Origin of the sequence: Paenibacillus harenae (assembly GCF_030812415.1) — a bacterium.
In the GTDB taxonomy this organism is placed as follows: Bacteria; Bacillota; Bacilli; order Paenibacillales; family Paenibacillaceae; genus Pristimantibacillus; species Pristimantibacillus harenae_A.
In genome coordinates this window covers 151,373-176,941 of record NZ_JAUSST010000008.1, presented here as the reverse complement: position 1 = coordinate 176,941, position 25,569 = coordinate 151,373, and the positions used below count along the sequence as shown (strand labels likewise).

Sequence of the window (25,569 nt, the reverse complement as noted above, 5' to 3'; positions counted from 1 at the left end):
CCTAATTGATGGAGCTCATCGCATTGCGAAGGCTCTTGCATACGGTTACGAAGATATCGAAGCTGTCTACATGGAGCTACCCGAACCAGACAGAATCGACTAAGCAAATAGCAGCAGCGGTCGTCCCCCCCCCCCCCGATGGCCGCTGTTTCATTTCCTGTTAGTACTAGACATGTAAAATAAAACAACTTTTTAAGTCATTGTTAAAACATAACCTGTAAGGCTACGAAATCACCAAATAGTCCATAATGGCAATCAAATCGTATTTTACAATGAAATAGAAATATATTTCAAACATAATACGCACTCCATATGTGTTGTATGTTGGTCACTAACAAATGACCGATGATATATCCAAATCATTGCGTCTTGCTCATGTTGGAGTGGTAAATCGATAATATATCTTTGGTGTTCCATCCGCTTGAACTTCGACCTTCTCAACCAACTGGTGAAGCATTTCTGGGGTAAGTTCATCTAGCTTTAAGAATGATTGTATTTCGTTCTTCAATCGCTCTAAGTCAAATTGAGTATTACTCTGAGAGGAAAATCTATGTTGCTGAACCTGTGCCTGTAATTGTTGTATCTCATGATTTGAAGTAGCAACATATTCTTGGTAGTCAGAATCCGAGACAGTACCATCAACGAGTTTTTTTATCAAGGCATTCTTAGAATCTTTGAGTCGAATGATTCTTTTCTCTAGTTCAGCAACTTGCTTTTCACGTATCTTTCGTTCTTTTTCAGCAGTTGCTTTGATCTTAATTAAAACCGCTGTTTCATCTAACGTCCTAGAGAGTTCCCGAATATCATCTAAGATAATACTTATCAGTCTGGCTTCTTTAATAGTGTGTTGTCCACAAGCATGTTTACCATGCTTTAAGTGCGTTCCACAAACATAACCTTCACGATGTTTAATGTACCACAAACTTTTACCACAATCAGCACAAAAAGCGACATTTGTGAAAAGGTGCTTCTTACATTTGGGACGCTTCTTCTTTCGTCCATTCATCATATCTTGAACCATTTGAAATTGTTCCCGACTAATGATAGCTGGGTGGGTATTGGGTATCACAATTTGCTCATCCAAAGAAACCTTGTCTCTTGTTTTGACAGTAACACTAATTGTCGTCTCTCTGCCTTGTACTAAATCACCAGTATAGTGAGGGTTAGTCAGAATCAGCTTTATTGTCGACCCATTCCAATACATACCTGCGTTCTTTTTTCCTACCGTCTGTGAAGGAGTTTGATAACCTTCGCGAGTAAGCGTTCTTGCAATGGCGTCGAACCCAATACCCTGTAAATACAACTGAAAGATTCGTCTCACTACTATAGGAGTATCGTCTTCTCGTAGAGATAGAACTCCGCTTACAACATTATATCCGTAAGGGGGGATAGACCCCTTAAACTCCCCCCTACGTGCTTTAGAAGCAAACGAAGACTTGATTCTTTCAGATGTTCTCTGTGATTCTTGTTCATAAAGCCAAGCGTATAAACCAAAATTTTCAGAACGACCTTCCATGGTATTTACTGCATCATCTAACGTGATAATATGAATACGATTTGTTTGAGCAATATCACGTATTTCATACGACAATTTACCGTTACGTGCAAGGCGGGACAATTCCTTCGCAAGAATAACATCAAATTTACGTTGTTTCGCATCGCTTATGAGGCGTTGTAAACTTGCTCTCTTGTCAGTAGTACCTGTCTCAACATCAACGTAAAACTCATGCACGTCCCAACCTTTATCCCCAATGTAACGATAGAATAAATCCCTCTGATTATCCAAGGATGATTTCTGTTCTTCCTTATTAGTAGAAACCCTTAAATATATTGCGCATCTCATAACCATGTTCTCCCTTAATTTTCTTGGTTATGAGAAGGTAATGTGGGTACATTTTCATTCTCTTGTCTAGTGATTTTATCTATAATTTTGCCTATTTGATCTTCTACAATTGGCATGAATAGGCTCATGAATGAAGCAGTTGCATTAGGATTATACACACGAATAACATTCATCAAAATATTCCCTCTCTCGAAGCACACCCCTTGCATTTTATGTTTTGTTTAGTAATTTCCTTATGTTTATCGATTAGTGGTTATCGTTGGGCTAATAATATTCAATGTAAGGCAGTTGCTTTATCTTTATTATTAAGTAAAATAAGAACTAGGTTTGTTTAATTTATTCCACGATCTTGGACTTTTTATCGTTATCGGCAAAATAACGTGTCCTTATCGACGGAAGTGTTATCTATTGGCTAATCGTCAATGGACTGAGACAGTTCCCTCTGGGAATTGTCATTTTTTTTGCCTCAGTTTTTCGATTGGCATATGTTGAAGAAGTGTATATTTTTCTTAGCGTTTGTTCATCGAACATCTCTTGTAGTCGTTGAAACCCTAGCATTCGTTCAATCTGGGCTATGTTTACTCTGTTCTCTAGTAGCCACGATAAATCCAGTTCATCAAACTCTGTCGGGTACTCAATTTCCCCAAGTACTTTCCCCGTCATGTATTCAAAGAACGGCTTCCCAATTAACTCAACCGCTAATCTAGTTGGAGAAAACTTCTTCATATCATTGGTACTTGGCTTGATCTCTAAGCGAAGTAAACCTCTTGACTGTTCAATGATATAATCTGGCTCTTTCATCTTGGTTAGCTGTGCTTCTTTGTCGTAGAAGATGATTCTGCTACTTTTGTTTCTGTATTCGACTGTCTGATCTTGGTTGTATGTTATGGTACTCTTGAAAGCAAATTTCTGTTTACTTAGCAATCTGACATACTTGGGAACTTCATTACCCACTTGAAAATTCCAACTTACATCACATCGGATGACTGTCCAACTAGAGTGCGGAATTTTTACACAGAATAATTGTTCTAGTCGCTCTTGAAGTCGATCAAAGAATACTGGAATATCCGTTTCTGTAACCTGCTGAACATTGTTCCCAAATAACAGCTTTGGAATGGAGACTTGAACATCAAGCATATGGCTACCGTCATAATAAGTGATGTATGGCAATAGTTCGTCATATACCTTATATGTGGTACGGAGTTCTCCTGTACTGCTGTTATAGGAGGTAAATGACTTCGGATTGTGTTGATTCAAGTAATGTGAATCAAGATCAATAAATCTTGCTCTTAGTTGTACAGTATCAAACATCTTTTCTTATCAAACCCCTTTTTGTTATTAGTAAATGATCATGTAACCTACAATCTTGGACGAGATTAGACATGTTATAAGAACGGGACGCTGTATGGCATCACTATCACCTCCTAATCGATGGACAATCCATTTTCTTTGAGTAAATTATCTAGTTTTTCGAAAAAGCCATTATGCTCGTACTTGCTTACAGAGGGGTGAATCCCTCCCCAATCCTTGTTGCTCTGATAATCCGTCAAATAATGCAGTACAAGTTCAATGGACTTGCGATGAGGTTCTTTATCGAGGACTGTTAGCAATTGTTCTATAAGGCGTTTATTCTCGTTACCGTCGACTAAATCATCGCTGACAACTTGCTGGACACATTCAATGAACCTCGCTTCTTCGTCACGTTCATGAAGATAACGGATGATTCCTTCATTCTGAGATACTTGTTGCTTAATGATGATTTCTTTCCCATCCTCATCTACATGAGGATATTCAACCTCAACCCACTCATCTGTGATATGGAAATAGAGAATTTGAATGTCTCTTTTCTCCGCATCCGTAAGTTCCTTTTGGAAAAGTCCTAATTCCTTGATGCCAAATAATTCTGAGAGTTGTTCTAATCGTTGATGCGGTATTTTCCTGCGTTCTTTAATCCAATCCTGAAATGTTTGCTTAGAGACACCAATTTTCTCAGCGACTGTCTTGTACTCCATGTGAAACATATCAGCTATATACTGTAATCCAATCACTTTCATCACCGCCATACTTAGTATGTCTTTATATCTCCATAATACCCGTGCATACTCGGTATGTCAAATACTTTTTTCGAAAAAAGAAAAGCCACGTGTAGGAATGCCCACAGATGGCTTTAATTCATGATAGTCAGAGGTGTAACCCCATGCTCCTAGATTATTGTTCTTATGCTATCCTACGAACCAAGCATCCCCAACAAATTCATTCCAATAAAGAATAAGACCTTTTGCTTTTACCCTCCATTCGCAGAATTGGTTATCCGAACCGAAAATTTCGTACAAATAATCATCGGGTTGTTTACTTCGGGCAAATTTGAGAATCTCCAATTCCTTAAAGTCAGTACATTCAATTTGTTGGGGAATCTTATCTTCAAGGAAAAGTGTTGCTTCACTAAACGTTGGATGTACGAATATCAATCTGCAATGATCAGTATTCTTAGCCACCCCATAAGGATTGAGTGGATGATCTGCCAGTATGTTTATCGATTCTATATCTACAACAATTTGGTTCTCAAATACTTGAATCTTCTCTACTACAGCATCATGAAAATCCAAGAAATCAAAGTAATCATCGTTAGTTGAATATTTCCATATATTCACGTTCCACACCACCAAAACGTTAATAAAAAATGTCTATAGAACAGTAGGATTTTTCATCCAATCTTCGATAGTATCCCTTATCTCATAACGATTTTTGGAATATTTCTCCCTTATAACTTCCCAAGACTCATTAACTTGTACCAGTCTGTATTGACCAGTGATACGACTATCTGGATACCATCCTAAATCAATGATAAGTTTTTCGGACTTTGGTAATATCCAATTCCCATCAACAATTTTCATCATTGCTATTTGCAAAATATCTTCCGTAAAATACTCGCAGTTTTCAATAAAACCGTCCCCAGTTTTACATGGTATCGGGTCTAAATCTACAAAATTATTAAAACAAATAGCAAATCCCACTGGTACTCTAAGTGGTAATAGGGACATATTGTTACCTCAATTCTGGATAATAAGGTTTCGTTGTCTAAACCCCTCTGCTCTTATTAAGCCATTCATCGTTGTTCCAAAGAACAGTCAATGCTCCAACATTTTGTATATGTAATCGAGGGTCACTTGAATGCAAAAAAGCGATCAACTTCTTTTGATTTCCGACAAGTAATTTCCAAGAATTATTTTGGATAATGTCTAGCACATGATACGCAGTGTCTTTATCTCGTGCATTGAATTTGTCGAAGTTCTTGAAAACAAGCACAAAGCCTTCACCACTAGGGACAATATCGGAGAGGCAATCATTGAAAGCATCTAGGTTTTTTCCGTAGTAATCTGGGAAATCAAGAGCATTACCTATTTCCAAAAGACAACTGTTCTTATCCCATGATTCACAATCAAAGATATAAACGTCGAATCCTTCTTCTCTTATATTTTCAATGTACTTTTCTAATATGCTTTGTCTCCAAAACATAACAATAGAACCGTTAATCATCAACGACTTCCATAGAACTTCCCGTAGCACTTTTCTTTCCCCCTATCATCATCAGAACAATGACCTAGATATACTATACCATATGTTGGCATTTTGCTTTCGTATCGTTTGTATTTTTACGTCTGGTTGCTGAGAAGATGTGTTCCACCCGATATTGCAAACAGATTCATCCATTTAGCTGTAAACCACCCCCGAGTGTCCTATCGCATCCAACTCCCGCTCCCTTGTGAAGAAAAAAAATACCCTCTCAATGAAGAGAGGGGAATCCCACATTAACTTCTCATTCGTTATTTCCGTTCCAAACTAATAGTGAACAGCACTCCACATGCGTCGTATGAGGAAACATATCCACCGGCACAACCTCCACCGTCCGATACCCGCCATCCTCGAGCACTCTCAGATCCCTCGCCAACGTCGAAGGATTACAACTCACATAAACTACCCGCTCAGGCTGCATCTTCAAGATCGTCTCCAACAGCGCCGGGTCACAGCCCTTGCGCGGGGGATCAACGACGATGACGTCTGCGGTGATACCTTCCTCGCGCCATCGAGGAATGACGACCTCGGCCGGCCCAGCCTCGAAAATCGCATTCTCGATGCCATTCAGCTTCGCGTTCCGGGCAGCATCCTCGATCGCCTCCGGCACGATCTCTACACCGTAGACTCGCCCCGCCTTCCGAGCGAGAAACAGCGAGATCGTCCCGATGCCGCAATACGCGTCGATGACATCTTCGTTGCCCGTTAGACCTGCATATTCTACGGCTCTTCTGTACAACTCAACCGTCTGCATCGGATTGACCTGGTAGAACGATCTCGCGGAGATCGCGAAGCGAATGCCGTCCAGTTCGTCATAGATGACGTCGCTTCCCCACAGCGTGCGAGTTTCGTCACCGAAAATAACGTTCGTCTCGCGCGTGTTCACGTTCTGCACAATGCTCTTCACGCCTGGCAGCTCCTCGCGGATGCGCTCTATCCAGCGGTCTGCCGATGGCAGCTTCTTAACGTTGGTTATGAGCACGACCATAATCTCTCCGGTCACGACACCGGTCCGAGCCATGACGTGGCGAAGCACACCGCACCCAGTCTCCTCGTCGTAAGGCGTGACGCCGAGCTCGCGGCCGATTCGCTTGACGACGCGGACAACCTCGTCGTTATGCTCGTGCTCGATGAGGCAATCGTCCATGTCGATGATGCGATGGGTGCCGCGGGCGTAGAAGCCGGCGATCAGCTCGCCGCTCGCGTTATGCGTGCCGATTGGCACGCTAGCCTTATTGCGGTAGCGCCAAGGCTTGTCCATACCAACCGTAGGATGAACAACGATTCCATCCGACGCCTCTCCCTCACCAGCCACATTCAACTTCCCGATCCGCACGAGGTTATCGACGACATGCTGCCGCTTCCATGCCAGCTGCGCTGCATAATCGAAGTGCTGCAGCTGACAACCGCCGCATTCCTTGAATATATCGCAAGGCGGCTCCTGCCGGTCCGCGCTCTTCTCCAGCAATTCTACCAGACGTGCATAGCCGTACTGCTTCTTCACCTTCATGACCTTCGCACGCACGCGCTCGCCGGGCAGCGCCCCTTGGATGAACAGGGTGAAGCCGTTCGCGCGGCCTACGCCTTCGCCGTCATGGGTGAGGCCGATAATATCGACCGTCACCTCTTCGTTCTTCTGGAACGGCGCATCCGCCCGTTCCTTCTCGGCCGCCGCATTGCGTCCTCTATTTGATCTACCGTTATGGCTGCCGCCCTTGTTCGTTCCTTTACGCATGTAATCTCTCCGCTCTGCCTTCATAGCCGTCCTTATTGAAAATCTAACTCCTATCATACAATACGGCCAGCCTCATTGCCATTCGCATGGTCATGGGACTAGCCGCAGCTATTAACGATATGTGGAAATGCCTGTTTCATCCGCAAAAATATTCAGGCGCGACGGCAGCACCGAGAACGTGCACGGCAGCACGCCGCCATATTCGCCGTCCAGATTGATCTGTACATAATCCGGTGTCGTCACCTTAAGCTCATTCGTCCGGAAGTGGATCACATGAGGATCATTCAGATGCTCCCCTCGCAGCGCGAGCGTAACGAGCTTGATGAACTCCGCCAGGTTGCACTTGCGGATGAGCAGCACGTCGAGCAAGCCGTCATCGAGCAACGAATCCGGCGCCAGCCGCTCGAAGCCGCCCACGGAGTTGCTGTTGCAGATCAGGAACATCATGAACTCGTCGTGGAACTCCCCGACGCCGGCCGCTTCGAACTTCAATTCGGTCGGGCGCAGGCGGGTCATTTTCTCCATGCCCTTCATATAATAAGCAAGCTGCCCAACCATCGTCTTGAGCTTGCTCGGTACATCGTAAGTGAGCTCCGTTAACGAGCCGCCGCCGGCGATATTAATAAAGTAACGATCATTCGCCTTGCCCACGTCAATCGGACGGGTATATTGCTGAATGATAAGGTCGCAAGCGTACTCCCAATGCTTCGGAATGCCCGTCGCTCTGGCAAAATCATTCGTCGTCCCCACGGGCAATATGCCCAGCGGAGGAATGTTCGGCTTATTCGCCAGACCGTTAATGACTTCATACAACGTGCCGTCGCCGCCCGCCGCGATAATCATATCGTAGCCGCGATCCGCCGCTTCGGCCGCAGCCATCGTCGCATCGCCTTCGCCGATCGTCGCGTGGCAACTCGTCTCGATACCGCCCTGCTCCAGCCTCTGCAGGATGTCCGGAAGACGCCGCTTCATCTCTTCTCTGCCCGATGTCGGGTTATAGATGAGCCTTGCCCGTTTAATACTCATACTTGATTCACACCCCTAACTATCCCATCCAGCTAACTATTCATCCTATTAATCAACGATTCTCTCCAGCCAGCTCGTCATCTGCCGCGTCAGCCATCGTTCAATCGCCGGATTCGGCAGCATCGCCCGTCCGTTGTACCGATAGGTAAGGCCTGCAAGACGAGTCGGCACGACATGGTTTGTAAAATAGCCCGGGCTCAAGAACAGCGGCACAACGATCACCGCCAGCTCCGGACGCTCGCTCTGCATAGCCGCAAGCTTAGCCGCAGCTTGATCGGGGAGCAGCATCGCATGCTCCGAATGAGCGAAGCCGCCAAGCGCCTCCAGACGCGCAGCCAGCAAAGAAAGTCCATGCTTCCAGCGCTCGTGGAACACCTTCTCCTTGCTGCCGTGCCCGATGAGCAGCACCGCTTCACGCTCCGGCGCCTCTGACAGCTCGGCAATGTTAGCCAGCAGCAGCTCGGCAATCTCCGGATCGTCGTCGATCGGCGAACCATACGTCACCTTCGCTTCTACGCGGAACGTGCCGAGATCGCCTTCGAGATCCGAAACCCATGGCAGACCGAATGCCTGTCCGATCTCATCCACATGCGTGCTGCCGGACGAGACGAACAGCGGCAGCACCAGCATATCCGTGACGCCGGCACGCTCCAGCACGTCGATACCATCCTGAATAAGCCGTCCCTCCACGATCTCCAGGAAGGACGACACGATAGGCACGTCGGCTAGCAGCGGGGAAGCCGAAGCCTGCCGAACGGCAGCATCGACGAGCTCCACCCAGCTGGCTTCCCTGGAGCCGTGACTAATAACGAGAATGCCCGCTTTCATAACGGGCTTACCTTCCAAGACGCTCTAATGCCATTTTATACCCGTCATTGCCGTAATTCAAACACCGTTTTACACGCGAGATCGTTGCCGTGCTGGCCCCCGTCTCCGCTTCGATCTGATTGTATGTACTGCCCTTGCCAAGCATGCGAGCGACTTCCAGACGCTGGGACAGCGACTGAATCTCGTTCACCGTGCACAAGTCGTCAAAAAACACATAACATTCCTCGACCGATTTCAAAGTCAGAACCGCTTCGAACAATTGGTCGATCGCTTTATCGTTCAGCTTCTTAAGCTGCATGAGCATTCACTCCAGTTAGTTATAAGGTATCTCGCGAAATATTGAACTATCGCTATTATTGTAGCTTTTTTGGACCTTTTTTTCAAACATTACCGTATTCACGCTTTACAGGATGGAAGAGCTCGCGGAGGACATGGCATGCCCGCCCCCTATACAAGCACAGGGCGAATATCATGGAAAAAGTTCGTCAATCGGGACATTCGTCCAATCCGACAAAACGCCTATGCATAGACTAATAAAAAAAAGGGTTGTGATCCGTGTGAATTATCGCAATAACCCGAGTGGCGGGGGCCCGCAGTTCCCGACGCACGGCACCTACCGCCAAGGGCAGAGCCAGCACAGCCAGTCGTTCAGGAACCATTCGAGCGGGTACAAATCAGGCGGGTTCAAATCGAGCGGCTTTAAATCCAGCGGGTTCAAAATGGATGCGGAGACGTCGGCCCTCCTTCCTGCCGAGCCGCCGCTTGCTCCGATTGTATTGCCGACGACGCAAGAGCTGCTGCCCGCCATACCGAAGGACCCGACGCTTAGCGAGCTTGTCGAGGCTGCGCCGGTCACGACCAAGACTGGCGGCTTCTCGCTCTCCAACTTAAGCGATATTAAAGGCTACATTGACCGGATTGGCGGAATTGACGGCATTCTGTCGACGGTGACGAAGGTGCAGAAGGTCGTCTCCAGCGTCTCCCAGATGGCGCCTCTGGTGAAAGTTCTGCTCGGCTCCTTCAAGAAATCGTCCGACGACAAAGTCGAAGACGACGATGCGCTGGAATGGAAGCCTTCGCGCAAGAGACGCCGCAAGAAATCGGCCGCTGGCGGCAAAGGCACGCCTAGACGTCGCGGAACGAAGAAGCGCCGCCCGCTGACACGCTAGCCATATGCGCCACGCCAGCAAGCTCCATCAAGGCTTGCCAACGAAGCACGGCATTCGATATGCTGCAACTATAAGTAACCATTCTTAAGTGAAGAACACCCCGGCTTTGGCGCGTTATGCGCTGCGGCTCGGGGTGTTCGGCTTTGTGTTCCTTCTATACAGCCACAATCCCGCAAGAGCGGTAAACGCAATCGGGATTACGCCTGAAGTCGGCATGACCAAGTATTCATAAGCGTCAGGTACGACCAGGTAGTTTCCCAGAAATAACGTATCCAAAACGGAATTTCCTATCGTATGCATGATCAGAGCCGGCCATACGCTGCGTGTCATGATCCATATTTCGCCTAACACGACGGATAAAGCAATAACGCCGATTAACATGCGCGGGATGAACGTGATCAAACTCTCGGTCGTGTGCATAATGGTAAAGGTGTATGGGATATGCCACGCTCCCCAAACAAGTCCGACGCAGCTATGAAAGAAAAGCCTGTTGGATCCCATCGAATACAGCCTCGGAGCTAGGTAACCTCTCCAAGCGAATTCTTCGAACATATTTTTGATAAAACTAGGTATAAGGGCCATCCCGAATGCAGCCAGAAAAGACGATGATAGATTCGCTGCATCCAACCACTTCAATTGATGTCCGATCACAATCATAATCGCAGCCAGGATGGGGAAGAACAGGATGCTCGCCATATAAGCGAAGCTATTCCCCTTCAGGCTTGGCTTAATGCCAAAATCCTTCCAACCGTCTCCCATGAAAGAACGAAGAATAACCATGGTGAGAAGAGGTGAAACAATCCAAATTAGCATGCCAAGGCTGCCGTTGTCATCCGTACCGGCCTTCATATCCACAAGCCGGCCTATCCATCCGCAGCTTAAGACGACCAATGAAAAAATAACGATATTTCTTAGCGTTTTTTTATCGTTCGCTCTTTCACTCATGAGTATCATCCTGCCTTATTCGTTTTTTAACTGCATGACGTATTTCTCGTACCACTCATTCAAAAACGTATAATAGTCCAAGCCGAATGTTAAGGTTGCCATTCTGCTTTCGATCTTCCCGGTGTCCAGAGGTTGTTGAAGCTTCGCTATCTGCTCTTGCGACATTTGTTTCATGATCGTCATCGTTGCGATCACGGATTTGATTTCCTGTAAATACTGCTCGACCAATTCAATCCTCCGGCCCTGTTCCACATAGTTAAAGAAATACATTTTCACAAGCGCGGGATCTCTTGGTTTTTCTAATTCGATCGCTTGGGAAGCCCAATGAATAAACGCTTGCTTTCCTTCATCCGTGATTCGATAGATCTTCTTGACTCTTTCCCCTTGATGCTGTTCGGAGCAGGTGACATGGCTACTGCTCATCAGCTTCTTCAAAGCGGGCTGAATGCTGCCTTGGCTCGCATTGTAGAAATAACCCGTGCTTTTTTCCATCGTTTTTTGCAGTTCGTACGAGGATTTATCTCCATCCAATAACAATCCTAAAATGATTTTATCCTGCATAGGCCCTCCATTTATATCTTATAGATATGTCTTCTAGATATATATGATAATGACGGATTCCATTTGTAATGTCAATAGTCTGTTTATATGTGTGTTTATATGTGCATAATTAGCCGGTAAATAAGAAAAACACCATCGTTGTCCACATGTGGATAACGATGGTGCCCTCAGTCCTAACTGCTATTTACCATCAAAAGCAACTCCAACCCTGCTCCCCCTCTACGCCAGGAAGAAGAGGTCGATCAACCAGAAGAACAACATCGCCATCAGAATCGTGATCGGAATCGTAATAATCCACGATATGACGATTTTGCCCGCGACGCCCCATTTAACGGCGGAGAAGCGCTTCGCGCTGCCGACGCCGAGGATGGACGACGTAATGACATGCGTCGTACTGACAGGCAGATGAATCATGGTGGCCGTTAAAATAACGGCAGCCGAACCGATATCCGCGGCGAAGCCGTTGATTGGCTCGATTTTGAAAATCTTCGTGCCCATCGTCTTGATGATCTTCCAGCCGCCGATTGAAGTACCGAGCGCCATAGCTGCCGCTGCCGACAGCTTGACCCACATCGGAACGGACATATCGTCCTGAATGCCTGCGGCAACCAGGGCGAATACGATAATGCCCATCGCCTTCTGCGCATCGTTCGTGCCGTGCGAGAACGATTGGAACGCAGCCGTTAAGATTTGTCCGAAGCGGAAGCCCTTATTCACCTGATGCGGACTTGACTTCGCGAATATTAACTTCAGTATCCACATGATGATAAAGCCCGCCGTAAAGGCGATGAGTGGAGATGCGATCAACGCCGTAATGATTTTCTTCAAACCTTCCGCGTTGACGTTGCCGATGCCCGCGCCGGCAATAACCGCACCCATCAGGGAGCCGATAAGGGCATGCGACGAGGACGACGGAATGCCGAACCACCAAGTAATCAAGTTCCATGCGATGGCCGACAGCAACGCTGCTATAACGATCTCGACCCCATGCTCCAGCTTGGAAGGATCGGCTACGCCCTTGCCGATCGTGGCCGCTACGCCCGTGAACGTAAGCGCCCCGACGAAGTTCATGACCGCCGCCAGAAGAATCGCGATACGCGGCTTAAGCGCCCGCGTCGATACGGTCGTGGCGATGGCATTGGCCGTATCGTGGAAACCATTTATAAAATCAAACGCAAGCGCCAGAAAGACAACGATCCATAATACGTACATATCCATATTGAATGACTCCTACCCTCTTGGATTAGCTATTAGCTGTTACGCATAATAATCGATTCCAGCGTATTGGCAACATCCTCGCAGAAGTCGGTCGTTTCTTCCAACATTTCGTAAATCTCCTTGCGCTTCATCAGCTCAATCGGATCCTTCACGTTGGCGAACAGGCTCTTGATACATACGCGAAGCAGGTCGTCGGCTTGATTCTCAAGCTCGTTCAAAGCGATATTCGGCTCGCGGATCGCAAGCAGCTTCTTCTCCGTCAGCAGGTAGATCGCTTTCTTGATCTGGTGAGAAGAGCGAACGAGAATGTCGCCGAACAACGTTATGTATTCATCCTTCTCGCGAATGTTGTACATTTCGAAGCGGGATGCGCATGCCTCGATTCCGTCCAACACGTCGTCAAGCGATTTCGTAAGCGCCATGATATCGTCGCGCTCGATCGGGGTAATGAACGTTTTGTTCAGTTCCTTCAATATCGTATGCACGTACTTGTCGCATTTGCTTTCGTATTCCTTCATTGTTTTCGCGAAAGTGACAACGTCCGACAGATCGGATACGCCCTTCGAGAAATACTCCACTGCTTCGACTAACGCGTCTGCCATTTCTTCGAACGTCTTAAAGAAAATGTCTTTTTTCCTGAACATCGTAATCCCCTTTACCCGACTTGATGTTTGTTTGTTTTAGGCCAAGCACTGCTATGACCCACAATATCTTATCACAGTTTAGCCGACAATTGTTAAGAGAATGTAAACATTGGTGAAAAGGTTTTAAAGTTTTCATTTTCGACACAAAAACAGCGGAATCCCGTCAAGGGGATCCCGCCGTCTTGCAACTGCAGCTCATGGATCCACACCTGTAATAACAGTGTTTCCCACGAACTAATTTTGTACCCATGTTACATGCTCCGCGAACGTTGGTTTGTTAGGCACGATGTGAAAAAAAGTTTTGCCGGGCACGAAAGGAAGCTCCGTACCGTTCTTCACGATTCGAATCATACCGTCCGGAGCGCGCACCCAATCCGCTTCGACAGCCTTGCCCTGCTGGAACAAAATAGCCGAGCCGCCCCGCTCCAGATCGACCGAGAGCCGTCCCTCGTTATCGAGCGTCTTATGGTTGGCGCCGAGCACGACTAAATTGGAAGCCGACAGCTGCTGGTCGTTATTCATATCGATATGCGGCTTATCGCCGATAGACCGTTTGTATTGCCCGCTCGCTGCGTCGTATTCGTAACCAACCTTATAGTTCTGCATCATGAACGTAATCGCAATGCTCGTTGCAGGGACTCCCGTTTCGGACGAGCCTTTCTCGGCGAACGTATACGTCGGTACGGTCACGTCCGTTTTATACCCCTTCTGATCCGCGCCTTCACGCAGCTTCTCCAGGCTCGTATACAAATTATGAGGCGCTTTGCGTTCTTTGCTCCGCCAGAAGGAACCGCCCGCATTCGATATTTCGTCCAAATAAGGCTTCTTCTGCCGCTGCAGAATCGCATAGCCGTCCGTGCTTCCTCCCGCATGCGCGAGCACGCTGCCGAAGCTCTCGCCAATATCAATCAAATAAGGCCGGATGCTTCTTACAGGTCCAACCGTATCCGCGATCGCTTCCGTGCTTTGAAAAATCGCGATCAAGCGCGTAATGCCGCCCTCTGCCAGCACCTCGTAGATAACGTCGGCGTTGGTGAGCCCCGATTGCGGACGGGCCGCCGCGAAGTTGTTGATCATGACGGCAATCGGCCGCGCCTTTGCTTCCTTCTCCATGGCAATGCCTGTCAGCGAAGCCTTATACGGAAGCGGCTTAGGCGTTTCGGGTATGCTCGTTGTGACCGGCGTATCCGTCCCAGCCGACGTCACCGGACCTTCCACCGCTTTGTTGCCGCCGCTGCATGCTGTAGCCAGAAGGACAAGCGCAAGCGCTGCCGTCTTGGCCACCGCTCCCGATCCTGCCTTGAATCGCCTTTTCTTGTTCATGGGCACCTTCCTTTATGAAGAAGAATATCGGATGAATTCGTTTACACCTTTCTCCCATTTAATCACAAAACGAACCGCTTGTCCCGATAAAATATGGTGCCGTCAAACGAAAAAGGACCGTCACCCTCCGATTCGACTCGAAGGCTGCGGTCCTTGTTTGCTTGCCGGCTTGCGCCTATATGCTCCAGTTATGCCACTCCTGCTGCTGGCGGTCGAGACCGCTTAACCAGTCGGAAGTAACGCGGATCGCTTCCTCCTGATGGCTGCGGCTGGAGTACGTATGATTCGCTTGAAAAATGATTTCTTTGTCGCATAATCCCTCGTTGCGCGTCCAGAACACCTTCTGGTAGAGGAAGCTGTAGTCGACCGGGATAAGCTCGTCGCTCGTGCCGTGAACAAGCAGCACCTCGCCGCCGAACTTCGTCGCCGCCTGGAACGGCTGATGCTGAAGCAGCGATTCGAAGAACACCTGTTGAAGCGTATAGCCGTTATGGTCGGAGCTTCCGGAGGTGACCGCTTCATCGTAGCTGCTTCGGCCGACGATGCGCACGATGTCGTTGAACGGATAAGCGACCGGCGACCATAGCACAAGCCGCTTGATTCTGCGGTCTCTAACCGCCGTCATGATCGCCAAAGCGCCGCCAAGGCTGTGGCCTAGCAGGACGATCCGCCTCGGATCTACGCAATCCATGCTGGCGATATAATTGATCGCGGTTCGCGTCTGATCGATCATCGACTCGAAACCAAGCGCGCCGTAATCGCCGCCGCTCTCGCCGCAGCCTCCGTAATCGAAGCGCAGCACATACGAGCCCTGCGCCGCCAAGGCGCGAGCCGCCTTGACGAACAGCCGATCGACGCCGACGCGGCTGCCAATGAACCCATGGCATATAATGATCGCTTGCTTCTTCTCCGTTTCCTTATGGCTTCCGTCCTTCGGATAATGAAGCGTTGCGGCGAGCTCCAGCCCGTCATGCCTCAAGGTGATAGGTTTTTCCATGCCGACTGCCTCCCGATAACCTATATATAATAATTCCTACCCGTATACTATGAATTGATGTAAACCTATAATAGCATCCGTTATGGCCGCTGTCAAATGCGATTTGGCCGGTGGCAGGGCCATACGTATGCAATCAATATTTTCATCCATATGGGGGATACTATGCGAGGTAACAAGAGGCAGTCTATATGCTCATACACGTTAGGAGGTGCTTCCTCATGCCGCTATGGCTTGAATGGTTGGATAATCATTGGCTTCCGGTTCTGCTGACCCTAGGCGTTATTATTGCAATCGTCTATGTCTTTAACAACCGGAAGCAGTTGTTCTATAAAGAGTAACGGCCTTGCCGCTCGGGCCTGCTTACGTCTCGCGTATAAGCGGCAAGCGGACCGTCACGATCGTGCCCGCTCCCAGCTCGCTGTCGATCGTGAGCTGACCGTCGTGAAGCTCGATAATTTCTTTGCAGATCGCGAGCCCGAGACCCGAACCGCCCTGCCCCGCATGGGCTTTATAGAAGTTTTCCGTCACATGCGGCAGATCTTCCGGGTCGATGCCGCAGCCCGTATCGGCTACCGTCACTTGCGCATGGTCATCCGTAGCGGTTGTCGTTATGCGAATCGTCCCGCCGGCAGGCGTGAACTTAAACGCATTATCGATCAGATTAATAATGACCTGCTTGAGCCGGTTCGCATCGCCGTGAACGACTATCGGGCTTTTGCCGTATTCGGCCACCAGTCTTACGCCCGTCTGGCTTTTGCGTACGGCTAATTGATGCACCGTTTCCTTGACCGGCCCGCTCAGGTCAAGCACCTCCGTATGCAGATCCATCGTGCGCGCCGACAGCTTGGAGAAGTCGAGCAGGTCTTCCACAAGACCGGACAACCGCTCCGTCTCCCGGCTAATGATCGACATGCCCATTTTGAACTCCTCGTCGTCCGTAGGATCGCCTTCCTTGAGCGTCTCGCTCCAGCCTTTGATCGAAGTTAACGGCGTCCGAAGCTCATGCGAGATCGAAGAAATGAAGTTGTTCTTCAGTTTCTCCCGCTTGTTCAGCTCGACGACCATCGAATTGAAAGTCTCCGCCAATTGGCCGATCTCGTCGTCATTCCTCTTCGTAGCTCTTCGCGTCCAATCTCCCTCCGCCATATATCTCGCCGCGCGAGTGAGCTCGCGGATCGGCTTTACAATGCGCTGGGCAAGAAACAAGCTTAACCCCAGGAAGAGCAGAACGACCGCCGTTCCGACCGCCGCGGCCATCCGTATAAGCAAGCTCACCATCGCATCGACCTGCTCGATCGAAGCCGAATACCGAAGCAGCGATACGACTCGCTTCTCGTTCCACAGCGGAATCGTGACGGACATGACCCGCTCGCCGTAATAAGGGTCAACGCCGCGCCAGCTGCCGGTCGTCCCGGCGATCGCCGTCTTCACGTCGCCCGTCGTATACCGGATGTCTTCGGCGAACCCATCCGAATCGATGCGGATCTTGCCCGTGCTGTCGAGCAGCTGCAGCCCCGTTCCGCCCTCGATCATATATTGCAGCATGTAATCGGCCTGATCCTGCACGCTAAGCGAGGAGAGCGATCGGCCATGCAGCGCAAGCGCCGTCTCTGCCCGCTGCTTAACCGAGCTATGCGCGCTCCCGTAATAATAATTCCACATCAATGCCGCGAACGTCGTGCCGAGCACCGTAACGACAAGCACGATCAGCAGGAGGAAGCTCCATACCATTCGGGATTTGACACTTCTCATTGCCTGACTCCCCGTTTCCACCGGTAACCGAAGCCCCATACCGTCTCGATGAAAGAGGGCTCGGACGGATTCGTTTCGATCTTCTGCCGAATACGCCGGATATTGACGTCCACGACCTTCAGGTCGCCGACATAATATCTGCCCCATACTTCGCTTAGTATGTGATCGCGGCTTACGCTTGCGCCCTCGCGTTCCATGAGCAGCCTTACTAACGTCCATTCCGTTGGCGTAAGAATGATCTCGCGATCCTCCTTCCATAGCTTCCGCTCGGGCACGGATAAGACGAACGGAGGAATACGGATTTCCAGACCGACGGAGGTGGAAGCGGTAGTGGCGGTAATAGCAGTAAAGGCAGCGGCATCAGAAGCATGTACATGAGCCGGAGTTTCGTTTTGTTCCACTGATGTGTTGCCGCCCCCGCCGTTCGTCATACCGGCTTCGCTCGGCACCGGCACAGCCGGCTCGGACTTCATTCTCCGGTACAGCGACTTGATTCTCGCGATAAGCTCGCCGGGGCTGAACGGCTTCTGGACGTAATCATCCGCCCCAAGCTCCAGGCCGTATATTTTATCCTCTTCCTGCGACTTCGCCGTCAACATAATGATGCCCATGCCCGGATACTGCTTGCGCAGCTGCTCGCATACCTCGAAGCCGCTAATCGTCGGAAGCATCACGTCGAGCAATGCGATGTCGAAAGGTCCTTCGGTTTCCGCGAGCGCAAGCGCGGCTTCGCCCGTCTCCGCTTCCGTTACCTCCATCTCGTTGCGCTTCAAGTTAATGCGCACGAATCCGCGGATCGACTCTTCATCCTCCAGCAACAATATTCGCATAGGTCACCGCCTGCTTCTTTTATAGGAATCATTCATTGCGGATCGTCAGATAAGAAGCCATCTGCTCCTCGATCTTCAGCATCTCGCCAAATGTGTTTTTCTCCGTTTCGTTCCAGCTTTGCGGAGCTTCCTTCACGAAGGAAACCGCGAATACGTTGCCGCTGTCCGCGAACAATTGCCGATACGATTTCATCTCATCCTTCCAGATCGTCTCCAGCGCCTCCCAATCCTTCTGAGGCACCGCGTACAGCGTGGCAAGCTCCGACTTCTCGTTGGCGGACCGGTTCAACACATCGATCGTCACTAGGCTATAGGGATCGTTCTTCGACTTGCGCAGCGTGTACTTGCCCGACCATTCCCCGGGAATCCGCATCGTCAGCCCGTAGCTGGAATCCGTAAATTCCTCCATAACGGGAGTGAAGCTTTCCTTCCCGTCCCATTGCACCCAGTCGTTGATCCAGACCGTATCTACGTAAGGCACGCCCGTAACCTCCGGTGCTTCGCGCACCCAGGACAACTCGATAATGCCGTCCTCGTTCACATCATCACTCATTGTCGGCTTTCCGCTTATGCCGGATGCTTGGTCATCCGGACTTGGGTATACGAGCCGTAGGCCCCTCTTCTCCCATACATACATAGAGGTGAACGTGCCGTGAGCTCCTGTGGATGCTTCGAGTACAATCCCGCTATGCCGGGGCGATATTTGGCCGATCAACAGCCTATCGTACGCGTTGACGTCGCTGAATAAACGTTGTTCCACGATTTTGCTCAAAATGCCATTGCCCAAGTTGAAGATCTCCAATTGAAACGCAGGCTCCTCCATCTCCCGGTTCGTGTGCGACTCCGTCAGGAGCGCAAGCTCGGTCTTGCCGTCTCCGTTCAAATCGCCGGTCTCCGCATAAGAATAAGGCAGCGATTCCAGCGGCTTCAATACGAGGCTCCCGCGATCGTTGCGTTCCGTCTTTCCATGAAAAGTATACAGCTCCAGCACGTTCGAGCTCTCGAAGGCGCCCGTCCAGCCGACCAGCAGCTCCATGACGCCGTCCTCGTCAAGATCGACAATATCGAGCCAAGCAATCTGCCTTGCCATAGGCTGCTCTATCCCGACCCACGACCTCCACTTCCCGTCCGAGTGCCTCAGGACCATCAGCTCCGGCGTACTGTACTCGTTGTAGAAGGAGACGATCGCCTCCTTCACGCCGTCGCTATCCACATCAAGGGTGCGAATCGCTTCCATGTTCTTCTCTCTTAGCGGCAGCGTCAGCTTGCTATAGTCGGGCAGCTCCTTCTCGATGGCTCGCACGAGCACCTGCTTGTCCTCCGCGATCCTCGGCTTCTGCAGCAAATCCGCAGGCGCCGCCGTATAGCGGCAACCTGCGGATAGGATAAGGGTGAACAAGGCGGCACTGAGAAGGCCGCCTATTCGTATTATATTTCCGTACAGCCCGGATCGTTGCGATGAGCGAGCCTTGTTCAATGGTTTTGCCTCCTCCTGTTGCATGGCGGCGGATTAATGCAGTTCATCTATGCCAGCGAACGAATAACCCATATCCGTTAGATCGTCTATAATTCCAGGCAGCGCCTCCACCGTATGAGCGATGTGTTTGCCTCCGAAAGAATGCATCAATATTATACCACCGGGCTTCGCTTCCGTTCGAATCATTTCTTGCATGTCGGCTACGGATGTCCCCGCCCAATCTCGCGTATCGATATTCCAGCCGATCATATGACGGCCCGTCTTCTCCAGTATTTCCTTAAGCGTATCCGACACCGCCCCGTATGGCGCGCGGAACAGCATGGGCGTGAAGCCTACGGCTTCCTTAATCACTTTGTCCCCGGCATTAATCTCCTTTAGGATTGCATCCTTGCCCAGCTTGGACAAGTCTTTATGATTGTATGTATGATTGCCGATCTCATGGCCTTCCTTCACGATTCGCTCCAGTACCTCGGGGCTCTTGCTTACTTGCAGGCCAACGACGAAAAACGTCGCCTTCACACCTTTTTCCTTCAGGATATCCAATATGGCCGGCGTATAACGTTTGTCCGGGCCGTCGTCGAAGGTGAGTGCGATAACCTTTTGTTCAACACTTTCTGCAGGGCCTTCCGGAACAATCTCGATTGGAACAACGTTCCCGCTGAGGTCATCGTCGCCTCCATCCTGCACCAATATAACTTCCCCCGGCTTGACTCCGCTATCTGCCTCGTCCTGCGCGCCGCCGAGATCCAGGCCAAGATCGGAGTAAATCTCATCCGTCTCCTGCTCGTCCCCATCCACCGCGTTGGCCGTCAGATCAAGAGTCTGGCTTACTGCACAGCCGCTCGTCCATACCATCACTGCCGCCAGCAGCACCATAACCAACCATCCCCGATAACGCTTCATTCTCCTCGCCATTACACTCACCTTCTACTCCCCCGCTTATTACTCTATCGTAGCGGAATGGTAGATGAAGAGAGTTACAAAATAGTAACACCTTTCGAGTGTATATGACATTTATTTTGGCGGCATTTGCGGATCGTAATGACTTTATGGAGGTGGTATTGCTTGTCTTGCAGCATAACTAAACGTATTTCTTATGTTTTAATTGCAATCGGAGTGTTAACTGGCGGATTACACCAATGAATATTCTTCCAACCTTTGGGTAGATTAACTCGATAAAACCTAGAGGTATGAGGTGTATTTATGGAATGGAGCAGGGTTTTTGGGCTTATATCCAGTGTCCTTTTGCTCATCGGTCCTTACCAGTTATTTCGTTTGAGAAGAGAATTTCAAAAGTTGAATGCATTACAAAGTGTCCCAGATGAATTTGCACGAAAGTGGGATAAACGGTTAACTTTAATAGGTGTTCTAACCATATTAGGAATAATCTTTGGAATAGCTTCTGTATTTTTAAGGTGAACGATTACGGGTACGTTAGTTGAACTTTATTCTTGCTGTGATGACGATTGGAGCCGGCATTCTGGGGCAGTACCGGCTTTCCCTATTTACTATCATTTGTTATTCTAATCGTTATACTCGCTTGTTTAATTTTGTAGGGAGCGTATATGGTGTGGAAAAGAAAATAAGTGTTGGATGAAAGGAGAAAATATGCATGTCGGAGTCCAATCGAGCTTTTGGTCAAGCGCTAGTGAAATCTTTAGTGGGCGAACGAGGACATCTTCCCATTGCTCGTGCGTTGCCAGATATTACAGTTGAGCTAGCAGGCAAACGTATGGAGGGTGCACCCTATACGATCTACCAGCTATTGAAACATATGAGCTATTGGCAGAACTTTTTGTTAACTTACTTGGATGGAGGCAAGCCTCAATTGCCTTCAAGTGTCGTGGAAAGCTGGCCGAGTGAGGGAGAACCAGAAAGCGAAGACGAATGGCAGTTGGTTATCAAGCAATTTCTGCAAGGAATCGATAAGGCCATTAGCTATTCAGAAAGCATGCAGCTTGATGAAACCTTAACCCACTTCCCAACGGAAACGAAAGCTGGCATTTTGCGCAATATCGCTTCCCATAATTCGTATCATCTTGGAGAAATTGTTCTGCTTCGTCGTCTGTTCGGCGCTTGGCCACCTCCCGGTGGAGGCTATCCTGCATAGCTTGGATTTGAATGGTTAAGGTCGGCGCGGAATATGCAGAGGTTAGCCGTCCGCATACGAAGGGGCTGTCCCTAAGCCATTGGCTTTCGGGACAGCCCCACTCTATGAAAGATTATGGTTTGGTCACAAGCTCCAGCTCGACAGGAATAGCTGCTTCCACTGCCTCGCCTCCGGCTACTTTCACCGCTGTTTCAATCGCCTTTTGTCCGATCGCTTCAGGCTTCTGCGCAACCGTGGCAGCCAGCGTACCGGCATTGACGGCGCTTACCGCATCGGCAGTCGCATCGAATCCGACAACGATAATGTCTTTTTTGCCGGCAGCTTCGATCGCCTGAAGAGCGCCTAGCGCCATTTCGTCATTATGGGCGAATACCGCTTGAATGTCACTGTTGCTTTGCAAAATGTTCTCCATTACCGACAGGCCTTTGGCACGGTCGAAATCAGCGGGCTGCGAAGAAGCGACTTTCACGCCTTCCTTGTCGTCTACAGACTTATGAAACCCTTCGCCGCGGTCGCGGGCGGCGGAAGTGCCGGCCGTCCCCTGAAGCTCGACGATGTTCCCTTTGCCTCCGAGCGCTTCCAATATATAATCGCCTGCCATCTGACCGCCCTTTACGTTATCGGACGCGATATGCGAGACTACGGTTCCGCCGTTAGCCGCACGGTCAACCGTAATGACAGGAATGTTCGCGTCATTCGCCGCTTCCACGGCCGTCACGACGGCGTCGCCATCCGTCGGGTTGATCAAGATAACGTCGACCTTCTTCTGGATCAAGTCTTCGATGCCGCTGATTTGCTTCGCCGTATCGTCCTGAGCATCTACGACGATCAGCTCCGCGCCAGCCTCCGCTGCCGCTTTCTCGGCGCCTTCTTTAAGCGTTACGAAGAATGGGTTGTTCTGTGTCGAAATCGACAAGCCGATCTTAACCTTGCCGTCCGCCGCTTGATTGCCTCCGGCCTCTTCCGTTGTATCCGTGTTCGTGCCGGTCGAGCAAGCGGAAAGCATGACAACTGCAGCAAGCAATAGCGAGAATCCGAGAGATCTTTTTTTCATAGTCGTTTGTCTCCTTATAGTTAGGTTTTATTTGTGTTTTTTCGAGCGGTCTAACAGTACTGCAACTAAAATGACGGCCCCTTTTACAACCTGTTGATAAAATGACGATACGTTCAATAGATTGAGTCCGTTGTCCAGCACGCCGATAATGACGGCTCCGATCAACGTTCCGACGATCCAGCCTCTGCCGCCCGACAAGCTCGTTCCGCCGAGCACGACCGCCGCGATAGCATCCAGCTCGTAAGAAACGCCCGCCGTAGGTTGGGAGGAATTGAGCCGGGAGGTCAAGATCAGGCCGCTAATCGCCGCCAATAAACCGCTGATGGAATAGACCCATACTTTTACCTTCGAGGTGCTGATCCCCGATAACCATGTCGCCTCCTCGTTGCTTCCGATCGCGTACACGCGCCGGCCGAAAGTCGTATGTTTCAAAATGATATATAATACTGCAAACGAGACGACCATCCAAATGATCGGCATCGGAATTTGCAGAAAATACCCTTTGCCCAGCAAGGCGAAATCTTTGTTCAAGCCCGTAATCGGCTTCCCGTCGGTGTAGACGAGCGTCAATCCCCGGAAGACGGTCATGGTGGCCAGCGTTACGATAAACGGAGCGAGCCGCCCTTTCGCAACCAGCAGCCCATTGACCGCGCCCATTGCCATGCCTGCCCCGAGACCGGCGATGACGGCAATCCAAGTGTCCGTTCCGCCAGCCATCAAACCGGCCGACAGCGCACTGGATAAAGCGAGGATCGAACCGACCGAAAGGTCGATGCCCCCCGTCAAAATAACGAACGTCATTCCGAACGCGATCAACGCGTTAATGGAAACCTGCCGGAGCACGTTAAGCAGGTTGTTGACCGTTAAAAAGTTTTCTGCCGAAACCGCAAGCACGATCATGATCAACAATAATCCGACTAACGATCCGAGCCCCTGGAACTTCAACCCTTTTCGTTTCTGAATCCCTAATGCATCAGCCTGCATGCTGTTCTCCTCCCCCTGTTGCGCACATCATGATATTTTCTTGGGTAGCTTCTTCTTTGGTAAAATGTCCGGATATTTTCCCTTCATGCATAACGAGAATCCGGTCGCTCATCCCGAGCACTTCGGGAAGCTCGGATGAAATCATTAATATCGCGACTCCTTCCGACGCCAGCTTGTTCATCAGGTCGTAGATCTCTTTCTTCGCCCCGATGTCGACGCCTCTCGTCGGCTCGTCCAAGATGAACACCTGCGGATTCGTCGCCAGCCATTTGCCGATGACGACCTTCTGCTGGTTGCCGCCGCTAAGCGACCCGACCGTCTGCGCGCCGCTGGACGCCTTAATGAGCAGCTGTTTCATCATCTTATCCGAAAGCTGCTTCTCCTTCGCGCCGCTCAGAAAACCGAGATTCGAAACCGTCGTCAGATTGGTCATGGACAAGTTGTCGCTGACGGACATGGGAAGGAGCAGTCCTTCATCCTTCCGATCCTCCGTTACAAGCGCGATTCCCGCGCGGATCGCGTCCATCGGCTTGCGGAGCGCTAACTGCTTGCCGCCTACGGATATCGTTCCCCGGTCAACCTTGGAAACACCGAAGAGCGCCTTGGCAAGCTCCGTCCGTCCCGCACCCATTAGACCTGCGAGTCCGACAATTTCGCCAGCCCGTACGGAGAACGAGATATCGTGCAAGATCCCTTTCTGCGAAAGCCCTTCGACCTTAAGCTTCTCCTCGCCGAACTTGATGTCTACCTTCGGGAAGCGGTCTTTGATTTCGCGGCCGACCATCATTTTCACGATTTGGTCCATATTCGTTTCAGGCACCTTCTCCGTGCCGACATACCGGCCGTCGCGCATAACCGTGATCCGGTCGCACATCCGGAAAATTTCCTCCATCCGGTGCGAAATGTAAATCATGCCGACGCCCCGTTTTTTGAGGGAAGCGATTACATCAAAGAGTGCATCGATTTCCTTGTCGGTAAGCGCAGCCGTAGGCTCGTCCAACACCAAAATTTCCGTATTCATCGATAATGCCTTTGCGATTTCGACCATTTGCTGCTGCCCGACGGACAGCTCGCCGACGATCGTATCCGGATCGATCGCGAGCCCGAGCTGCGACAGAAACCGGGTCGATTCCCGCTTCATTTTGCGCCAATCGATGAGCTTGGTCGGTCCGAAAGTAAACTCCCGGCCGAGGAAGATGTTTTCCATTACCGTCAAATGCGGAATCAGATTAAGCTCTTGATGAATCATGACGATTCCGAGCTGCAGCGCGGCCGATGGCGAAGAAAGCGTCTGCTCGACTCCCTTAACTTTCACGGTGCCGCCGTCTCTCATGTATATGCCGTTCAATATTTTCATCAAAGTCGATTTCCCGGCTCCGTTCTCCCCCATCAGAGCATGCAATTCACCGCTTTCGAGCGAGAACTGCGCCTGCTGCAGTACCTTTACTTCGGAAAAGCTTTTGTCGATCCCCTTCATCTCCAGCAGCTGATCTGTCATCT

At 49.8% G+C, this 25,569-nt stretch carries 26 protein-coding genes; 2 read left to right on the top strand and 24 right to left on the bottom strand.

Annotation, left to right across the window (positions count from 1 at the left end; all coding sequences use genetic code 11):
* Positions 1-373 precede the first annotated feature (373 nt).
* The 11 genes from J2T14_RS26545 to J2T14_RS26495 all read right to left on the bottom strand — a co-directional run bounded on the left by J2T14_RS26545 (position 374) and on the right by J2T14_RS26495 (position 9,303).
* Positions 374-1,843: a recombinase family protein gene (locus tag J2T14_RS26545; RefSeq protein ID WP_307475783.1), complete on the bottom strand. Its 1,470-nt coding sequence runs from the start codon at positions 1,841-1,843 to the stop codon at positions 374-376.
* A 14-nt stretch (positions 1,844-1,857) separates the two neighbouring features.
* Positions 1,858-2,016: a hypothetical protein gene (locus tag J2T14_RS26540; RefSeq protein ID WP_307475781.1), complete on the bottom strand. Its 159-nt coding sequence runs from the start codon at positions 2,014-2,016 to the stop codon at positions 1,858-1,860.
* Positions 2,017-2,248: 232 nt separating this feature from the next.
* Positions 2,249-3,154 (bottom strand): hypothetical protein, encoded by a 906-nt coding sequence (locus J2T14_RS26535; protein WP_307475779.1) that lies wholly within the window; start codon positions 3,152-3,154, stop codon positions 2,249-2,251.
* A 113-nt stretch (positions 3,155-3,267) separates the two neighbouring features.
* Positions 3,268-3,906, bottom strand: coding sequence for a helix-turn-helix domain-containing protein (locus tag J2T14_RS26530; RefSeq protein ID WP_307475777.1), 639 nt, complete (start codon positions 3,904-3,906; stop codon positions 3,268-3,270).
* Positions 3,907-4,065: 159 nt separating this feature from the next.
* On the bottom strand, positions 4,066-4,494 hold the full coding sequence (locus J2T14_RS26525; RefSeq protein WP_307475775.1) for a hypothetical protein: 429 nt from the start codon (positions 4,492-4,494) through the stop codon (positions 4,066-4,068).
* Between the two features lie 33 nt (positions 4,495-4,527).
* Positions 4,528-4,884, bottom strand: a complete 357-nt coding sequence (locus tag J2T14_RS26520; RefSeq protein WP_307475773.1) for a hypothetical protein — start codon at positions 4,882-4,884, stop codon at positions 4,528-4,530.
* Between the two features lie 37 nt (positions 4,885-4,921).
* Positions 4,922-5,380, bottom strand: coding sequence for a barstar family protein (locus J2T14_RS26515; RefSeq protein ID WP_307475772.1), 459 nt, complete (start codon positions 5,378-5,380; stop codon positions 4,922-4,924).
* A gap of 280 nt (positions 5,381-5,660) precedes the next feature.
* Positions 5,661-7,151, bottom strand: a complete 1,491-nt coding sequence (gene rlmD, locus J2T14_RS26510; RefSeq protein WP_307475770.1) for a 23S rRNA (uracil(1939)-C(5))-methyltransferase RlmD — start codon at positions 7,149-7,151, stop codon at positions 5,661-5,663.
* A gap of 111 nt (positions 7,152-7,262) precedes the next feature.
* Positions 7,263-8,171, bottom strand: a complete 909-nt coding sequence (locus J2T14_RS26505; RefSeq protein WP_307476053.1) for a diacylglycerol kinase — start codon at positions 8,169-8,171, stop codon at positions 7,263-7,265.
* A gap of 54 nt (positions 8,172-8,225) precedes the next feature.
* A complete protein-coding gene (locus J2T14_RS26500; protein ID WP_307475768.1) occupies positions 8,226-9,005 on the bottom strand; it encodes a sirohydrochlorin chelatase in 780 nt (259 codons plus the stop codon).
* A 7-nt stretch (positions 9,006-9,012) separates the two neighbouring features.
* Entirely contained in the window at positions 9,013-9,303 is a 291-nt protein-coding gene (locus J2T14_RS26495; RefSeq protein WP_020619046.1) for a YerC/YecD family TrpR-related protein, read from the bottom strand.
* 259 nt (positions 9,304-9,562) lie between these two features.
* Here J2T14_RS26495 and J2T14_RS26490 point away from each other — a divergent pair, with 259 nt between their 5' ends.
* Positions 9,563-10,174, top strand: coding sequence for a tyrosine protein kinase (locus J2T14_RS26490; protein WP_307475765.1), 612 nt, complete (start codon positions 9,563-9,565; stop codon positions 10,172-10,174).
* A 114-nt stretch (positions 10,175-10,288) separates the two neighbouring features.
* Here the strand turns inward: J2T14_RS26490 and J2T14_RS26485 are convergent, their stop codons facing one another.
* From J2T14_RS26485 to J2T14_RS26440, 10 genes are all read right to left on the bottom strand, one after another.
* Positions 10,289-11,119, bottom strand: coding sequence for a CPBP family intramembrane glutamic endopeptidase (locus tag J2T14_RS26485; RefSeq protein WP_307475763.1), 831 nt, complete (start codon positions 11,117-11,119; stop codon positions 10,289-10,291).
* Positions 11,120-11,134: 15 nt separating this feature from the next.
* Complete coding sequence (locus J2T14_RS26480) at positions 11,135-11,680, bottom strand: PadR family transcriptional regulator (protein ID WP_307475761.1); 546 nt, start codon at positions 11,678-11,680, stop codon at positions 11,135-11,137.
* A 219-nt stretch (positions 11,681-11,899) separates the two neighbouring features.
* Positions 11,900-12,898, bottom strand: a complete 999-nt coding sequence (locus tag J2T14_RS26475) for an inorganic phosphate transporter (RefSeq protein ID WP_307475758.1) — start codon at positions 12,896-12,898, stop codon at positions 11,900-11,902.
* Between the two features lie 32 nt (positions 12,899-12,930).
* Positions 12,931-13,542, bottom strand: coding sequence for a DUF47 domain-containing protein (locus tag J2T14_RS26470; RefSeq protein ID WP_307475756.1), 612 nt, complete (start codon positions 13,540-13,542; stop codon positions 12,931-12,933).
* Between the two features lie 234 nt (positions 13,543-13,776).
* Positions 13,777-14,865 carry a DUF3048 domain-containing protein gene (locus J2T14_RS26465; protein ID WP_307475755.1) on the bottom strand — a complete coding sequence of 363 codons (1,089 nt, stop codon included), beginning with the start codon at positions 14,863-14,865 and terminating at the stop codon, positions 13,777-13,779.
* Positions 14,866-15,040: 175 nt separating this feature from the next.
* The gene (locus J2T14_RS26460; protein WP_307206355.1) at positions 15,041-15,862 is read right to left on the bottom strand and encodes an alpha/beta hydrolase; all 822 of its coding nucleotides are present in this window, start codon (positions 15,860-15,862) and stop codon (positions 15,041-15,043) included.
* A 360-nt stretch (positions 15,863-16,222) separates the two neighbouring features.
* Positions 16,223-17,614, bottom strand: coding sequence for a sensor histidine kinase (locus tag J2T14_RS26455; protein ID WP_307475753.1), 1,392 nt, complete (start codon positions 17,612-17,614; stop codon positions 16,223-16,225).
* Positions 17,611-18,444: a response regulator transcription factor gene (locus J2T14_RS26450; protein ID WP_307475751.1), complete on the bottom strand. Its 834-nt coding sequence runs from the start codon at positions 18,442-18,444 to the stop codon at positions 17,611-17,613. The genes J2T14_RS26455 and J2T14_RS26450 overlap by 4 nt, the downstream gene beginning before the upstream one ends.
* 28 nt (positions 18,445-18,472) lie before the next feature.
* Positions 18,473-19,921 (bottom strand): FG-GAP repeat domain-containing protein, encoded by a 1,449-nt coding sequence (locus tag J2T14_RS26445; protein ID WP_307475749.1) that lies wholly within the window; start codon positions 19,919-19,921, stop codon positions 18,473-18,475.
* Between the two features lie 33 nt (positions 19,922-19,954).
* The gene (locus tag J2T14_RS26440; RefSeq protein ID WP_307206359.1) at positions 19,955-20,836 is read right to left on the bottom strand and encodes a polysaccharide deacetylase family protein; all 882 of its coding nucleotides are present in this window, start codon (positions 20,834-20,836) and stop codon (positions 19,955-19,957) included.
* Positions 20,837-21,533: 697 nt separating this feature from the next.
* Between J2T14_RS26440 and J2T14_RS26435 the strand changes: the two genes are divergently transcribed.
* Positions 21,534-22,031: a DinB family protein gene (locus tag J2T14_RS26435; protein ID WP_307475747.1), complete on the top strand. Its 498-nt coding sequence runs from the start codon at positions 21,534-21,536 to the stop codon at positions 22,029-22,031.
* Between the two features lie 112 nt (positions 22,032-22,143).
* On the opposite strand, the gene rbsB is transcribed toward J2T14_RS26435, so the two are convergent.
* The 3 genes from rbsB to J2T14_RS26420 are packed head-to-tail and all read right to left on the bottom strand — an operon-like array spanning position 22,144 to position 25,567.
* Positions 22,144-23,085, bottom strand: a complete 942-nt coding sequence (gene rbsB / locus J2T14_RS26430) for a ribose ABC transporter substrate-binding protein RbsB (RefSeq protein WP_307475745.1) — start codon at positions 23,083-23,085, stop codon at positions 22,144-22,146.
* Positions 23,086-23,112: 27 nt separating this feature from the next.
* Positions 23,113-24,069 (bottom strand): ABC transporter permease, encoded by a 957-nt coding sequence (locus tag J2T14_RS26425; RefSeq protein ID WP_307206362.1) that lies wholly within the window; start codon positions 24,067-24,069, stop codon positions 23,113-23,115.
* A complete protein-coding gene (locus tag J2T14_RS26420; RefSeq protein WP_307475743.1) occupies positions 24,059-25,567 on the bottom strand; it encodes a sugar ABC transporter ATP-binding protein in 1,509 nt (502 codons plus the stop codon). The genes J2T14_RS26425 and J2T14_RS26420 overlap by 11 nt, the downstream gene beginning before the upstream one ends.
* Between the last annotated feature and the right edge of the window lie 2 nt (positions 25,568-25,569).

Bases quoted from the DNA above. Each gene is read 5' to 3' on its own strand.
- J2T14_RS26545 (WP_307475783.1), bottom strand. From the start codon at position 1,843: ATGAGATGCGCAATATATTTAAGGGTTTCTACTAATAAGGAAGAACAG.
- J2T14_RS26540 (WP_307475781.1), bottom strand. From the start codon at position 2,016: ATGAATGTTATTCGTGTGTATAATCCTAATGCAACTGCTTCATTCATG.
- J2T14_RS26535 (WP_307475779.1), bottom strand. From the start codon at position 3,154: ATGTTTGATACTGTACAACTAAGAGCAAGATTTATTGATCTTGATTCA.
- J2T14_RS26530 (WP_307475777.1), bottom strand. From the start codon at position 3,906: ATGGCGGTGATGAAAGTGATTGGATTACAGTATATAGCTGATATGTTT.
- J2T14_RS26520 (WP_307475773.1), bottom strand. From the start codon at position 4,884: ATGTCCCTATTACCACTTAGAGTACCAGTGGGATTTGCTATTTGTTTT.
- J2T14_RS26515 (WP_307475772.1), bottom strand. From the start codon at position 5,380: ATGATTAACGGTTCTATTGTTATGTTTTGGAGACAAAGCATATTAGAA.
- rlmD (WP_307475770.1), bottom strand. From the start codon at position 7,151: ATGCGTAAAGGAACGAACAAGGGCGGCAGCCATAACGGTAGATCAAAT.
- J2T14_RS26500 (WP_307475768.1), bottom strand. From the start codon at position 9,005: ATGAAAGCGGGCATTCTCGTTATTAGTCACGGCTCCAGGGAAGCCAGC.
- J2T14_RS26495 (WP_020619046.1), bottom strand. From the start codon at position 9,303: ATGCAGCTTAAGAAGCTGAACGATAAAGCGATCGACCAATTGTTCGAA.
- J2T14_RS26485 (WP_307475763.1), bottom strand. From the start codon at position 11,119: ATGAGTGAAAGAGCGAACGATAAAAAAACGCTAAGAAATATCGTTATT.
- J2T14_RS26480 (WP_307475761.1), bottom strand. From the start codon at position 11,680: ATGCAGGATAAAATCATTTTAGGATTGTTATTGGATGGAGATAAATCC.
- J2T14_RS26475 (WP_307475758.1), bottom strand. From the start codon at position 12,898: ATGGATATGTACGTATTATGGATCGTTGTCTTTCTGGCGCTTGCGTTT.
- J2T14_RS26470 (WP_307475756.1), bottom strand. From the start codon at position 13,542: ATGTTCAGGAAAAAAGACATTTTCTTTAAGACGTTCGAAGAAATGGCA.
- J2T14_RS26465 (WP_307475755.1), bottom strand. From the start codon at position 14,865: ATGAACAAGAAAAGGCGATTCAAGGCAGGATCGGGAGCGGTGGCCAAG.
- J2T14_RS26460 (WP_307206355.1), bottom strand. From the start codon at position 15,862: ATGGAAAAACCTATCACCTTGAGGCATGACGGGCTGGAGCTCGCCGCA.
- J2T14_RS26455 (WP_307475753.1), bottom strand. From the start codon at position 17,614: ATGAGAAGTGTCAAATCCCGAATGGTATGGAGCTTCCTCCTGCTGATC.
- J2T14_RS26450 (WP_307475751.1), bottom strand. From the start codon at position 18,444: ATGCGAATATTGTTGCTGGAGGATGAAGAGTCGATCCGCGGATTCGTG.
- J2T14_RS26440 (WP_307206359.1), bottom strand. From the start codon at position 20,836: ATGGCGAGGAGAATGAAGCGTTATCGGGGATGGTTGGTTATGGTGCTG.
- J2T14_RS26435 (WP_307475747.1), top strand. From the start codon at position 21,534: ATGTCGGAGTCCAATCGAGCTTTTGGTCAAGCGCTAGTGAAATCTTTA.
- rbsB (WP_307475745.1), bottom strand. From the start codon at position 23,085: ATGAAAAAAAGATCTCTCGGATTCTCGCTATTGCTTGCTGCAGTTGTC.
- J2T14_RS26425 (WP_307206362.1), bottom strand. From the start codon at position 24,069: ATGCAGGCTGATGCATTAGGGATTCAGAAACGAAAAGGGTTGAAGTTC.
- J2T14_RS26420 (WP_307475743.1), bottom strand. From the start codon at position 25,567: ATGACAGATCAGCTGCTGGAGATGAAGGGGATCGACAAAAGCTTTTCC.